The sequence below is a fragment of the Streptomyces sp. RG80 genome, assembly GCF_040446465.1.
Classification (GTDB): domain Bacteria; phylum Actinomycetota; class Actinomycetes; order Streptomycetales; family Streptomycetaceae; genus Streptomyces.
In genome coordinates this window covers 42,207-54,981 of record NZ_JBEAAJ010000023.1, presented here as the reverse complement: position 1 = coordinate 54,981, position 12,775 = coordinate 42,207, and the positions used below count along the sequence as shown (strand labels likewise).

The window sequence follows — 12,775 nt, the reverse complement described above, 5'->3', positions numbered from 1 at the left end:
CTGAAGCCTCCGGGTCAGCCGTAGAGAGAGCGGGGGTTGCCGTGCGAGCGGTTGATCTCGCTCGTTCCCTCGGGGTTGAGGAAGTCGAGGTCGTCGAGCGCGAGGGAGAGCGCCACCAGGGCTCCCAGCACCGCGTGTCGGCCGGGCCCGGCGAAGATTCCGGTGACGCTGGGGGCGAAGATCGACTCGCCTCGGAGCTCCTGCTGGCTCAGGTGCAGCTCGATGGCGGGCTTCTTGGCGTCCTTGAGGACGTGCCGCAGGGACTCGCCGACGCGCACCAGGCCGCCCGGGTTCACGAGGAACCCGTTGACCTGGCCGGCGTTCGCGTGGACGTATTCGAGCAGCTTGCCCTCGTGGTTGGACTGGAAGTGCCGAACCGCGATCCCGAGGCTGTCGCCCCACGTCCGCAGCTCACGCTCGAACTCGTCGGCGGGCTGGAGTTGGCCGGCGGTGTTGGGGCCGCTCAGGAGGGCGATCTCCCACCGCTGGTCGGTCGTACGGAGTGTCTTCAGGTCCACGGCGTGTCCTTTACGCATCGGGAAGAGTCAGGACCGTTGGGTCGCGAGCCGGGCGGGTGCGGGGGTGTTGCGGGAACGCAGCGCTCGGACCTCGCCGTCGATGACGACGCCGGCGATGCCGGGGATGTCCCCGCGTTCGATGGCGGACAGCGCGTCCGTGGCGACGCCTCCGCTGGGAGGCTGCAGGAGTACGAAGTCGGCGGGGCGGCCGATCGCGATGATGCCCTCGGGGCGGCGAAGCACCCGGCCGCCGTTCCCGGTGGCGAGCGCGAGGGCGTCCGTGGCGCTGAGGCCACCGAGGGAGGAGAACTCGGCGACCGTCTTGATCATGCCGAGCGGCATCACGCCGGTGCCCGTGGGGGAGTCGGTGGCGATCAGGATGCGGTCGAGTTCGTCGCGCTCCTTGGCGATCTCGAGCATCAGCAGGCTGGAGCGCAGGTTGCCGGCCTGAACCAGCTGGAGAGCTCCGGGAGCCTCGAACACGGCCTTGAGATGATCGTCGGGAAGGGACGTCGTGCCGCCGTTCGCGTGGCCGACGATGTCGCAGCCGAGCGTGATGACGTCGTCGAGCGAGACGGCCGCGGACCCGGGAACGGACGCGCCGCCTGTGTGGTTCATGACGATGAACCCGGCGGCCTGGGCCGCGCGTACGAGCGGGGCTGCCTCCGACTGGCTCTCGAAGGCACCGAATCCCACCTTCGCCAAGCCGACGCGTTCGGCGGCGAGTTCGGCGAAGTCCTCTTCCTTGAGGGAGGGGCTGATGATGACCGAGCCGCCGAGCACCTTGACGCCGCCCGGACGGATGTTCTCCCAGGACCGCTGCGCCGCGATCGCGAGGCCCTTGAGGCCGGCGCGGTCGCTGGGCCGCCCGGGGACGTGGATCTCGGAGGCCGACATCATCAGGGTCGTGCCGCCGTGCATGTAGCTCTCGATCCAGCCGACGGTCTGCTGTCGGGGAGTCCAGTCGCCGAAGGTGACGTGCACGTGGGTGTCGATGAGGCCCGGGGCGAGGATCGCGCCGTTGGCGTCGAGGGTGACGTCGGCGTCACCGGCTTCACCGTCGGCGCCGAGCGCCGCGATCTCCCCGTCGACGCAGCGGACCGATTCGATCGGTATGAGCGGGTCGCCGAGGCGGCCGCTGACGGCGCCGGCGAGATTGATGATGTCGAGGGTGCTCACGGTGCCTCCTGGTTCTCTACGTCCTCGACCGTCATGCCGCCGACGCGGTCGTTGAGTCGGCCACGGGAGGAGACGGCCACGATGACGGCCACCTCGTCCGCGAGCGGTGCGTCGGGCACGAACAGGGTGAAGGCGTCGTAGTGCGAGCGGACCCAGATCTCGTCCTTGTAGGCGAGGGGTACGTCGACCTGTACGCCGGGGCCGCAGCGCTTGCTGACCGAGGAGATCCACGCCTCGCCGCCCACCGCGTCGCGGACGCCCTTGCCGAACTCGCCGATCTTGTGCGCGACGCCGTGCTCGATCTCACCGTTGACGCCCACGAGGGACGCCTTTCCGTAACCCTCGACCTCGAGTCCGAGGGTCTGGGCAGCGGTGGAGGCCAAGAGGTGCCCGAGCTCGTAGTTGTCGTCGGTGATGGCTGTGAGGTCGTGGGAGTAGGGCCGGCCGGCGTAGGGGTTGCTCAGCACCGCGATCGCGGCCGCTTTGACGAGAGGCCGGTCCGCGTCCTGGCCGCCCTCGGACCGGGTCTCTTCCCGGACGGTAAGGATCTTGCGGATCCGCATGCTCATCGCTCTTCCTCCAACAGTTCTGCCGACTTGAACCACTGAGTGGGGTCCAGGTCGCGAAAGATCACGTGGACCGTGTCCGGACGCGCGTTGCCGATCTCCACGAAGGCCTCGCAGATCGCGCGCGCGAGCTCTTCCTTCTGCTCTTGCGAGCGCCCCTCGTACCACGTCACATCCACCAGCGGCATGGCGCGCTTCTCCGTTCGTAGGGTTCTGTTCGACGAGCACTGATCGTGATCGCGGGTGGGCGGCCAACGCCCGGTAGAAGATCGCGACGCTTCATGCCGCGACCACGGCGAATGTTCCAACCGAATGGGATACGGGGGCCTGGGAGCGCCGGTGCAACACAGAATGCCGCGCCAATTGGTTCATGAATAGCGCGGAAACTTGGCTGATACCGTTCAGGATTTCTTCATGGTAAATTCCGGGCGTGAAGTTCGATCTCCACCGCATGCGGTTGCTTCGAGAGCTGGCGCAACGCGGCACCGTCACCTCGGTCGCCGCCGCGCTGGCCTACAGCCCGTCAGCGGTCTCCCAGCAACTCGCCGTGCTCGAGGAGGAGATCGGGACGAAGCTTTTCGAGCCGGACGGCCGGCGCATCAGACTCACCGAGCAGGCGCACATCCTCGTCGCTCACACAGCCACCGTGCTGGAGCAGCTGGAGCGTGCCGAAACGGACATCCTCGCTTCGCTGGACACGGTCGTGGGCACGATCAGACTCGCCACGGTCCAGACCGCCGCGCTCGCACTCGTGCCCGCGATGCTGACCTCCCTGGCGGGGGACTACCCCGGACTGCAGGTTCAGCTCACCCAGGCCGAGCCCGAGGTCGCCCTGCCCGGTCTCCTGGCGCGCGAGTTCGATCTGGTCTGCGGCGAGAACTACGTCGACTATCCGACCAGCCGCTCGAGCGAGATGAACTTCGATGTGGTTGCCGAAGATCCCATCCGCGTCGCGTTCTTGCGGCCGCCCGAAGGACGCGAACCGAGCGAGGTGGCTCTCATCGACCTTGCCGGCAGTCCCTGGGTTCTCGAACCAGAGGGCAGCCCGGGACGGGACTGGGCCATGGCCGCCTGCCGCCAAGCCGGCTTCGAGCCGAGAGTGGCTCACGAAACCCCTGACGTACTGGTGCAGACGCAACTGGTCGCGAGCGGCCACGCGGTGGCGTTCCTGCCGGACCTGACATGGTTCGACCGCGAACCGCGGTTCCACCTGCGCCAGATGGCGGCCTCGCACGTACGGCAAATTGTCACGACCTGCCGGGCCGGCTCTCACCGCAACCCCGCGCTCGTCGCCGTGCGCGGCGCACTCCGACAGGCCTACCAGCGCAGCAAGCCCACCATCACCAACCGTTAGATGATCACGACAGCCCCGCCAGGAAGACCTGGCGGGGCTCTTTCAGTTCCGCCCGGCGGAATGAGAAGCATTTCTTAACGGTTCCATCCATCTTTCCCCGCTTTACCTGGAGAGCGGGACGTGCGTCACTTGGCCCCACGCTGATTGACGGCCGGGGACTCGATGTCCGCAAAGCGCGTGAAGAACCGCATCGGCCGTCCTGTGCCCACGGTGCGCGACCGCTGTCCGTCACGTCGGCGTACCGGGATCGCGAGCCACCTCAGCCCCACCTCACCACGAGCGACCAGGAGACAGCGTGAGTGCGAGTACCGACGTAGCCGACCATGGCCTCAAGCGCCAACTGTCCCGCATGAACATCCTTCAGATCACGATCAACTCGATCATCGGAACGGGGTGGCTGTTCAGTGCGATGAACGCCGCCGCCATTGCCGGCCCAGCGGCGCTGCTCGCTTGGTTCGTCGCGATCGCGATTCTCATACTCATCGCCTTCAACCACGCCGAGCTGGGCGCGATGTTCTCCGTGGCCGGAGGCTCGGCCCGGTTCGTGCACTACTCCCACGGGACCCTCGCCGGATTCGGTATCGGCTGGATGGCCTGGATCTACGGAGCGGCGACCGCCCCCATCGAGGTTCAGGGAGTCCTCAGCTACGCCGAGGGTTACACGCACCTGAACCTGTTCGACGTCGACGGAACCCTGACCTCGCTCGGCTATGTAGTCGCCATCTCACTGTTGGCGTTCTTCGTCGTGGTCAACCTGTTCGCGATCAAGGCCCTGGGCCGAGTTCACAACGCGATCACCTGGTGGAAGATCGGCACCATCGCGCTGGTCATCGTGGCCATCCTGTTCGCCCGCTTCCAGCCGTCGAACTTCCACTCCCACGGCTTCGCGCCGTACGGCTTCCATGGCGTGCTGGCCGCCGTTGCCATCGGCGGCATCGTCTTCGCCTACACCGGCTTCGAGCAGGCCGTTCAGCTCGGCGCCGAGACCAAGAACCCTGGCCGGAACATCCCGTTCGCGCTCCTCGGATCCCTGGTGGTCTGCTCGATCCTCTACATCGGACTTCAGATCGCGTACATCGGCGCGCTCTCGCCCGCGAAACTGGCGCACGGCTGGGAAGGAACCAGCGTCGACGTCACCACTGGTCCGTTCGCGGCCTTGGCCACGTCCCTCGGCCTGGGCCTCATCGCCGCGATCGTCTACATCGACTCCGTCGTCTCCCCGTCCGGCAACGGAATCGCCTACGTCACCTCGACCGCGCGAGTCACCTACGGCATGGGCCGGAACGGCTACATCCCCGAAGTCGTCACTCGCGTCGACAAGCGCGGCGTCCCCGTCATCGGCGTGACCATCAGCTTCGTGGTCGGTCTGCTGTGCCTGCTGCCGTTCCCGAGCTGGCAGTCCCTCCTCGGATTCCTCACGTCCGCGACGGCCATGCTGTGGGCAGGCGTTCCCATCGCGCTCGGGTCGCTCCGGCGCTCGTTCCCCGACGCGGTCCGCCCCTTCAGACTCAGACCGGCTGGTCTCTGGGCGCCTCTGGGCTTCGCCGCGGCCAACCTGCTCGTGTACTGGACCGGTTGGGAAACGGACTGGAAGGTCTTCGTCGCCATCGGCATCGGCTACGCGGTGTTCTTCATCAACCGCGCCTTCCAGCAAACCGAGGACCGACCCGACCTCGACTTCCGCTCTTCCTGGTGGGTGTGGGTCTGGATCCTGGGGACAGCCGCCATCAGCTACATGGGCACCTTCGGCCAAGCCTCCCACCCCAGCGGCCTGGGCTACCTGTCGTTCCCCTACTGGGACACCGCAGTCATGGTCGCTTTCAGCCTCGCCGTCTACTACCTGGCGATCGCGACGCGACTGCCGGCCGAGACGGCGCAGCGGTACGCCCCGAGCGACGGCGAACTCAACCTCGAGTCCCGCGAGATGGGAGCGGCCAACCTTGGATAGCCGGTCCAGCAGCACACCCGCCACTCCTCCCCGCGCACAAGACCCAGGACTCTGACATGACGGACTTCCCGAACCTCTTCAACCCGATTCAGGTAGGTCCATACACCCTGAAAAACCGGATCATGAACACCGGTCACGCCGCACACTTCCAACTGGGGGACGGCACCCCGACCGACGCGTACGCCTACTACGTCCGCGAACGAGCCAAGGGCGGCGCCGGCGCCATCGTCACCGGGCACACGGTTCCCGTCTATGACGGCGACGCGTCACTCTCGCTGGCCACCTACAGCGACGCGACCATGGACGCGTTCAGCAAGATGGCACAGGGGTGCCACGAGTTCGACGTCCCCCTCATCGCGCAGCTCGGTCACCGCGGACGCCGGCTCATGGACCACGCTGGATTCCTGCGCCGCGACATCGTCGCCCCGTCGCCGGTTCCTACCCCCGACTATTCGGTGCCGCTGTTCATGCCCCACGAGCTGTCGACCGGCGAAGTGGAAGGGATCGTCGAGTCGTTCGGCGCCGCCGCGCACCGCATGCGGCGCTGCGACTTCGACGGGATCGAGCTCGCCATCGGCATGGACTACCTGTTCGCGAACTTCCTGCATCCGCACGGCAACCGCCGCGACGACAAGTACGGCGGCACTGACCTGCGTGAACGGATGACGTTCCTCAACGAAGTGCTCGAGGTGACGCGTCAAGGCATCGGCAAGGACCGCATTCTCGGCGTCCGGCTCTACGACGACGGTGTGGACTACAGCATGAGTCTGCCCGAGCACGTCGAGCTGGCGAAGATCCTCGAAGCAGAACAACTCGTCGACTACATCAGCATCTGGCAGGCCATCACCTCCATCCCCCGAAGCGGCCGCGCACACTGGCCCAGCCACTACTTCGAGACCGGGGCCTTCATCCACCTGTCCGAGGCCATGAAGGACGCCGGCATCGAACTCCCGATCATCGGAGCGGGTCGTCAGGACTCACCGGCCTTCGCGGAGCAGAGCATCGCCGAGGGAAAGCTCGACATCGTCGGAATGGCGAAGACCCTCATCGCCGACCCCCACTTCCCGAACAAGGCGCGGGAAGGCCGCACCGACGACATCCGCACCTGCATCGCCTGCACCCAGTCCTGCGTCGGCCATGTCGACAAGGGCCTTGGCGTCGGATGCATCTACAACCCCGTCACCGGCCGGGAGCAGGCGTGGGGAGAGCTGGAGCCGGTCGACGAACCGAAGCGGGTCGTCATCGTCGGCGCCGGGCCGGCGGGCATGGAGGCCGCCCGCACAGCCGCCATGCGGGGACACCACGTGGTCCTCTTCGAACGCGACCAGCGCATGGGCGGCCAGGTCAACCTCGTCATGACGACACCGAAACGCGGCAACTTCGAGGAGGTCATCCTCTGGTTCGAACGCCAGCTGCCGAAGCTCGGGGTGGACGTTCGACTCGGCGTGGAGGCCGACGCGAAGACCGTCCTGGCCGAGTCTCCCGACGTCATCCTCGTCGCCACCGGGTCCACCCCCTTCGTTCCGGAGGTGACCGGTGCGGACCTCCCGCATGTGCACACCGCGCGAGAAGTCCTCGCCGACCACACCGTGGCCGGCAGGAACGTGCTCGTGTTCGACGTCGGCGGCCGGGCAGAAGGGGCCACCACAGCCGACCACCTCGCCGCCAAGCGACACAACGTCAGGTTCGTGACCGGGATGGAGACCGTGGCCCCCGAAATGCCGTCCCCGGCGCGACACCACCTGCTCGAAGTGCTCATGAACAGCCCACGAGTCGAGCTGCAGACCCACACCTCGATCCACGAGATCGAAGAAGACTCGATCACCACGTTCAACGTCGTCACCTGGGAGCCCGACAGCATCGAAGGCATCGACACCGTCGTCGTGGCCGCCGGCGGCATCGCCGACGACTCGCTCTACCGCCAACTGGCGAAGCAGCACCCGCACGTCCAAGCGATCGGTGACTGCTACCAGCCGCGCGATATCGAGATCGCCATCGTCCAGGGGCACCAGGCCGGTCGCGAGATCTGACCGATGCAGGGCAGGAATCCAGCTCCGAGGCACGCAGCCGCCGGAACCCAGGTGATTGCGCGTCACATCGCCCCTCGCACCGTGGCCACGCGCGCGATGCGAAGACCACGAACATCAGGAAGCAGGACCCATGAAGATCGCTGTCTGTGTGAAGTACGTGCCCGACGCCACCGGGAACCGGCACTTCCAGCACGACAGGACCGTCGACCGCGTGGGAGTGGACGGACTCCTGTCCGAGCTCGACGAGTACGCCGTGGAGCAGGCGCTCCAGCTCAAGGAGAAGGCCGGGAGCCCCGACGACGTCGAGGTGACCGTGCTGTGCGTGGGCCCCGAGGACGCCGTCGATGCGGTCCGCAAGGCGCTGCAGATGGGCGCCGACAACGGCGTGCACGTCCAGGACGACGCGATCGCGGGCTCCGACGCGATCGCCACGTCGCTGGTACTGGCAAAAGCAGTGCAATGGGGCGGCGGCGCTGACGGCGTCGGCATCCCGTACGACCTGGTGATGTGCGGCATGGCGTCCACCGACGGTGCGATGAGCGTAGTGCCGGCGATGCTCGCCCAGCGGCTGTCGCTGCCTCAGCTCACCTTGGCCTCGAAGATCGAGACACAAGGCGCCCAGGTGCGGATCCAGCGCGACGGCGACGCCGCGACCCAGGTAGTGGTCGGGGAGATGCCGCTGGTGCTGTCCGTGACCGACCAGTCCGGTGAGGCGCGATACCCCTCGTTCAAGGGGATCATGGCAGCCAAGAAGAAGCCGGTGGAGACCCTGGCGCTGTCCGACATCGGAGTAGACGCCGGCGACGTGGGTCTGTCCGCGGCGCGGACCGTGGTCGAGGAGACGACCGCGCGTCCGCCGCGTGAGGCCGGCGAGATCGTCAAGGACGAAGGGGGCTCGGGCGCCAGAGCGCTGGCTGACTTCCTCGCCACCCAGAAGTTCATCTAGGCAAGTCCGTCCGAGTCATCCGACCCATAGATTGCGGAGAGCGATTCAATGTCCGAGATCCTGGTGGTCGTCGACCACGTCGACGTTCCTGAGGGCGTGGAGATCAAGAAGTCAACGTACGAGATGCTCACCCTTGCGGCGCGCATAGGCGTGCCGTCGGCGGTGTTCATCGGTCCGAAGGCCAAGGGCGCGGACGTCGCCGAAGCCGTCAAGAGATACGGCGCGCAGAGGCTGTACGTCGTCGACGACGAGGATCTGAAGGGCTATCTGGTGGCATCGAGGGCCGAGGCGCTCCAGCAGCTCGTGGAGAAGACCTCGCAGTCCGGTGGCGTGGGCGCGGTACTGATCGCCTCATCCGCCGAGGGCAAGGAGGTCGCGGGCCGGCTCGCGATCACAATCGGCTCCGGGCTGATCACCGACGGCATCGACATCGAGGCCGGCGACGACGGCCCGGTGACCACCCAGTCCGTGTTCGCCGGCAGTTACACGGTCAAGGCCAGGGTCACCCGGGGCACCCCGATCATCACCGTCAAACCCAACTCCGCGGTGCCGGTGGAGGTCGAAGGCGCCGGCCAGGTCGAGGAAGTGGCCGTCACCGTGTCCGAGGCCGCCCGGGGTGCCCGGATCGTGGGCTCCCAGCCTCGCGCCGCCACCGGACGCCCCGAACTGACCGAGGCCGCGATCGTGGTCTCCGGCGGCCGCGGCACCGACGGCGACTTCGATCCGGTCGAGGACCTCGCCGACGCCCTCGGCGCGGCCGTCGGCGCCTCGCGAGCCGCGGTCGACTCGGGCTGGAAGCCGCACAGCTACCAGATCGGGCAGACCGGAAAGACCGTCGCCCCCCAGCTCTACTTCGCGGCCGGGATCTCCGGCGCCATCCAGCACCGCGCCGGCATGCAGACCTCGAAGACCATCGTCGCGGTGAACAAAGACGAGGAGGCCCCGATCTTCGAACTCGTCGACTTCGGTGTCGTGGGCAACCTCCACACCGTCCTCCCCGCCGTGACCGAGGAGGTCAAGCAACGCAGAGGCTGACCCATTCACAGGATGCGGTTCCGGTACGCATCCTGGCGATCGACAGGCGCAGGTCCCTGGCTGACGGTGCGAACTCCCGCCGCACCAGCGTGCGCTGGTCGGGCCGGTGTATCTGCGCCGTCATCACCCCACTCGCCGACCGCGTACCCGGGGTCCCGCGGAGCCCGCGCGAAGCCGAGGCTCAGGAACCGCCGCGCTCGAGGGGAATCTTCTGGCCGGCCTCGATCGCCACCGGCAGCCGGTTCTCGGCCGGGGGCAGCGGGCAGGTGGCCAGGTCCGTGTAGGCGCACGGCAGGTTCGCGGCGCGGTTGAAGTCCAGGACGACCGTGCCGTCGGCGCCGGGTGGGTCGAGGGCCAGGGACCGGTTGGCGGCGTAGGTGGTGGCCCCGGAGGTCGCGTCGGTGAACAGCACCGTCAGCCGGCCCGCACCATGTCCGGGGAACGCGGTCAGCGACAGCGGGTGCCCTTCCAGCTCGAACTCGATCCGGCCCGGCGCCTCGTACACATGCTCAAGGCCCTCGACGGCGGCGCCCACGGTGGTCGGCCGCGGAGTGTCGAAGGGGACGTAGCGGCCCGTCACGGCCCAGCGCGGGTCGGGGGCGTAGGCGGGTGTTCCGGTGAAGGCGGTGCGCAGCGGTGCGTCCGGATGCCGGGGGCGCACGATGTCCTGACCGCCGCGCTTGGCGACCTCGATGACGGCGTCGTTCCAGACGGCGTCGACGCCGCCGCGCTCCGGAATCACGCCGAAACGGTGCCTGCCACGCACCGGCGTCCCGTCGACGACCAGCTCCTCGCCCTCGTCGAGGTCTACGACGACACCCTCGGGGCCGGTGTGCCACGCGCCGGGCGCGTCCGGGAAGCGCTGGGGTCGGTCGTCGAGCCAGTGCAGGCCAGTGATCGCCAGGAACCCGTGCGGGGCGGCGAGCCGGGCCTCCTGGGCGCGGTACCACTCCAGCCAGGCCTCGGTGAAGGCATGGAGGTCCGTGGTGGTGGCCTCGGTGCTCATGGGGAATCTCCTTTGTGCCGGGGTGCGTTGGGGTGTGTTGGGGGAGGGGTTGCACGGGGTTGTCGAGCCGACGCGTGTGTTCAGCCGGCCAGTTCGCCGAGGAGACGCCAGGTGCGTCGGCGGTCGGCTTCTCCGGCGATCTCGGTGCCCGAGAACACGACCTCGGTGGCGCCGGCGTCGCGGTAGCGGCGTACCTCGGCCTCGACTGTCTTCTCGTCGCCGATCACGGCCAGGTCGGCGGCCCGTCGGCCGCCGGAGAGTTCGATGACCCGGGCGTAGGACGGGATCTGTTCGTAGAACGCGAGGTTTTTGGTGGCCTTGGCCCGCACAGCGTCGACGTCGTCCGTGACCACGCCGGGCACCAGGGCCACGACCCTGGGGGCCGGGCGGCCCGCGGCCTCGGCCGCGGCGGTCAGGGCTGGCACGATGTGCTCCGCCAGGGCGCGCGGCCCCGCCAGATAGGGCAGGATCCCGTCGGCCAGCTCGCCGCTGACCCGCAGCGCCTGCGGCCCCATCGCGGCGACGAGCAGCGGGACACCACTCTCGGCACCCGGCACCCGCGCCGGGATCGGGGTGGTGGCGGTGAGCAGCTCGCCATGGAAGTCGGCCGTGCCGATCTCGGTCAACTGCCGTAGAACGGTGAGGAATTCGCGCAGCCGGGCGATGGGGCGTTCGAAGGGCAGGCCGAAGCCCGTCTCGGTCAGCAGTTTCGTGCCCAGGGCCAGACCGAGGTGATAGCGGCCGTGGGTCGCGGCCTGGGCGGTCTGGGCCTGGCTGGAGACCAGTAGAGGGTGGCGGCCGAAGACGGGGATCGCGGAGGTGCCGACCTGTAGTGCGGGGACCGACCGCCCGACGATCGCCGCGAGCTGGGGTGAGTCCGCGCCGAAGGTCTGCCCGAACCAGGCCGACGTGAGACCGAACTCCGCGGCCTCCTGGGCCAGTTGGACGGTCGCGTCGACCTGGTTCGGCGCGTCGGAAGCGTTGAGCGCAACACCGACAGTCATGTCACTCAGAACGGGCATCGGTCGGACCCGCATTCCGGTCCGCGTGTGACAGCTTCTTGTCAGTCATGTGTACGCGGTCATGAGTGGAAGGACCGACCCGAGACCTCAGCCCGCCTGTCGCCGGTCCGGTCCGGCGCGGTGGGTGAGGGGTGCGCGCAGGCAGAGGTACGGCGTGACGTTGCAGCCGTCGATTTCGTCGAGCGGTTCGACGACGAGGCGGTCGTGCAGGTGCAGGTCGTGCGGCCGGTCGGCCGCGATGCCGGTCACACGTCCGGTAGAAGAAGCCAGACTTCGGAGACGGCGAGGCCGTGCTCACGGGTCACCACTCCACACGGGCAGCCCAACGAGATCAGGTGCCAGTCGCAGGTCACCGTCCACGGGCCGTCCTTGCCCCCGCACGCCGGGCAGGCGACGGTCTCGGCCGTCCACACTCCGGATGTGGGTCTGCCGTAGCGGCGGAAGCGGCCCGCATAGCGGATCTCCCAGGGCTCGACCGGGGGTGTGAGCGGGATTGGGACGGCGCCGGGCGGTCTCGTCGAGGCCAATACGGCGAACAGTGCGATCAGATCAGGGAGCAGGGCCTCGCCCGCCTCTGTCGGTGGCCCGGCCGGGCCGTCCGCCGTTCCCGCCAGGGTCCCGTATCTCGGGGCCGCCGCTGCGCCCGGCGGGTTCGGGGTGGCGTGCCAAGGCAGGAAGGCGCGGGCGACGGCGGCCAGGAGGGCGGCCGCGGGCGGGCTGACGGCGCCTGCGTCGAGGTGGTGGAGAGTTGTGCGCAGGATGCGCTGGAGTCGCCGGTCCCGGTCCGTGGCGAGCGTCCGAGCGGCCGCTGCCCGCCGGGCCGGGAGCGGGGCCGCGAGGCGTTCCAGGACGGCCGCTGCAGCTTCGGAGTCCGCCGCGGCGGGACGCCACTGACCGGCGGCCAGGAGCCGCCGCGCCTGGCGAGCCTCACGGGTCAGGGCGCGTGTCTGCAGCGATCGCGGGCCGAAGGCTGCCCCGTGAGTCTCGTGCCCGCTCGTCATGGTCGCCTCTCCTTCTTCCTTCGGTCCTGCGGCTGTCGCGACGTACCCGCGTGTCCGCTGCGAGCACCGGTGGCATCCCATCACATACGCGAATGTGGGCTACTTGGAGCCGCAGGGCTCGTGTCGGGTTGCGTACCCCTCCTGTGACACTCACCCCAGCGAACCACCTT

The 12,775-nt window shown here is 68.5% G+C and carries 13 protein-coding genes; 5 read left to right on the top strand and 8 right to left on the bottom strand.

The features are described 5' to 3' along the window. Positions 1-14: 14 nt before the first annotated feature. Genes ABKA17_RS46885 through ABKA17_RS46870 form a run of 4 tightly spaced genes read right to left on the bottom strand, consistent with a single transcriptional unit; the run spans position 15 to position 2,451 of the window. Complete coding sequence (locus ABKA17_RS46885) at positions 15-518, bottom strand: type II 3-dehydroquinate dehydratase (protein WP_353698598.1); 504 nt, start codon at positions 516-518, stop codon at positions 15-17. A 27-nt stretch (positions 519-545) separates the two neighbouring features. Continuing rightward, entirely contained in the window at positions 546-1,697 is a 1,152-nt protein-coding gene (locus ABKA17_RS46880) for an amidohydrolase family protein (protein ID WP_353698597.1), read from the bottom strand. Continuing rightward, positions 1,694-2,266: an amino acid synthesis family protein gene (locus ABKA17_RS46875; RefSeq protein WP_353698596.1), complete on the bottom strand. Its 573-nt coding sequence runs from the start codon at positions 2,264-2,266 to the stop codon at positions 1,694-1,696. Before ABKA17_RS46875 ends, ABKA17_RS46880 begins: the two co-directional genes overlap by 4 nt. Beyond that, a complete protein-coding gene (locus ABKA17_RS46870) occupies positions 2,263-2,451 on the bottom strand; it encodes a tautomerase family protein (RefSeq protein WP_353698595.1) in 189 nt (62 codons plus the stop codon). The genes ABKA17_RS46875 and ABKA17_RS46870 overlap by 4 nt, the downstream gene beginning before the upstream one ends. A 242-nt stretch (positions 2,452-2,693) precedes the next feature. Here ABKA17_RS46870 and ABKA17_RS46865 point away from each other — a divergent pair, with 242 nt between their 5' ends. From ABKA17_RS46865 to ABKA17_RS46845, 5 genes are all read left to right on the top strand, one after another. Next, on the top strand, positions 2,694-3,617 hold the full coding sequence (locus ABKA17_RS46865; RefSeq protein WP_353698594.1) for a LysR family transcriptional regulator: 924 nt from the start codon (positions 2,694-2,696) through the stop codon (positions 3,615-3,617). A gap of 295 nt (positions 3,618-3,912) precedes the next feature. Next, entirely contained in the window at positions 3,913-5,565 is a 1,653-nt protein-coding gene (locus tag ABKA17_RS46860; RefSeq protein ID WP_353698593.1) for an APC family permease, read from the top strand. A gap of 56 nt (positions 5,566-5,621) precedes the next feature. Continuing rightward, a complete protein-coding gene (locus ABKA17_RS46855; protein WP_353698592.1) occupies positions 5,622-7,595 on the top strand; it encodes an oxidoreductase in 1,974 nt (657 codons plus the stop codon). A 130-nt stretch (positions 7,596-7,725) separates the two neighbouring features. Beyond that, the gene (locus tag ABKA17_RS46850) at positions 7,726-8,541 is read left to right on the top strand and encodes an electron transfer flavoprotein subunit beta/FixA family protein (RefSeq protein ID WP_353698591.1); all 816 of its coding nucleotides are present in this window, start codon (positions 7,726-7,728) and stop codon (positions 8,539-8,541) included. Between the two features lie 48 nt (positions 8,542-8,589). Then, the gene (locus tag ABKA17_RS46845) at positions 8,590-9,576 is read left to right on the top strand and encodes an electron transfer flavoprotein subunit alpha/FixB family protein (RefSeq protein ID WP_353698590.1); all 987 of its coding nucleotides are present in this window, start codon (positions 8,590-8,592) and stop codon (positions 9,574-9,576) included. A gap of 181 nt (positions 9,577-9,757) precedes the next feature. Here the strand turns inward: ABKA17_RS46845 and ABKA17_RS46840 are convergent, their stop codons facing one another. The 4 genes from ABKA17_RS46840 to ABKA17_RS46825 all read right to left on the bottom strand — a co-directional run bounded on the left by ABKA17_RS46840 (position 9,758) and on the right by ABKA17_RS46825 (position 12,605). Next, complete coding sequence (locus ABKA17_RS46840; protein ID WP_353698589.1) at positions 9,758-10,582, bottom strand: DUF1684 domain-containing protein; 825 nt, start codon at positions 10,580-10,582, stop codon at positions 9,758-9,760. An 80-nt stretch (positions 10,583-10,662) separates the two neighbouring features. Further along, positions 10,663-11,586 (bottom strand): LLM class F420-dependent oxidoreductase, encoded by a 924-nt coding sequence (locus ABKA17_RS46835; RefSeq protein ID WP_353698588.1) that lies wholly within the window; start codon positions 11,584-11,586, stop codon positions 10,663-10,665. Between the two features lie 105 nt (positions 11,587-11,691). Continuing rightward, positions 11,692-11,853 (bottom strand): hypothetical protein, encoded by a 162-nt coding sequence (locus ABKA17_RS46830; protein WP_353698587.1) that lies wholly within the window; start codon positions 11,851-11,853, stop codon positions 11,692-11,694. Continuing rightward, positions 11,850-12,605, bottom strand: coding sequence for a hypothetical protein (locus tag ABKA17_RS46825; protein ID WP_353698586.1), 756 nt, complete (start codon positions 12,603-12,605; stop codon positions 11,850-11,852). The genes ABKA17_RS46830 and ABKA17_RS46825 overlap by 4 nt, the downstream gene beginning before the upstream one ends. Positions 12,606-12,775: the final 170 nt, after the last annotated feature.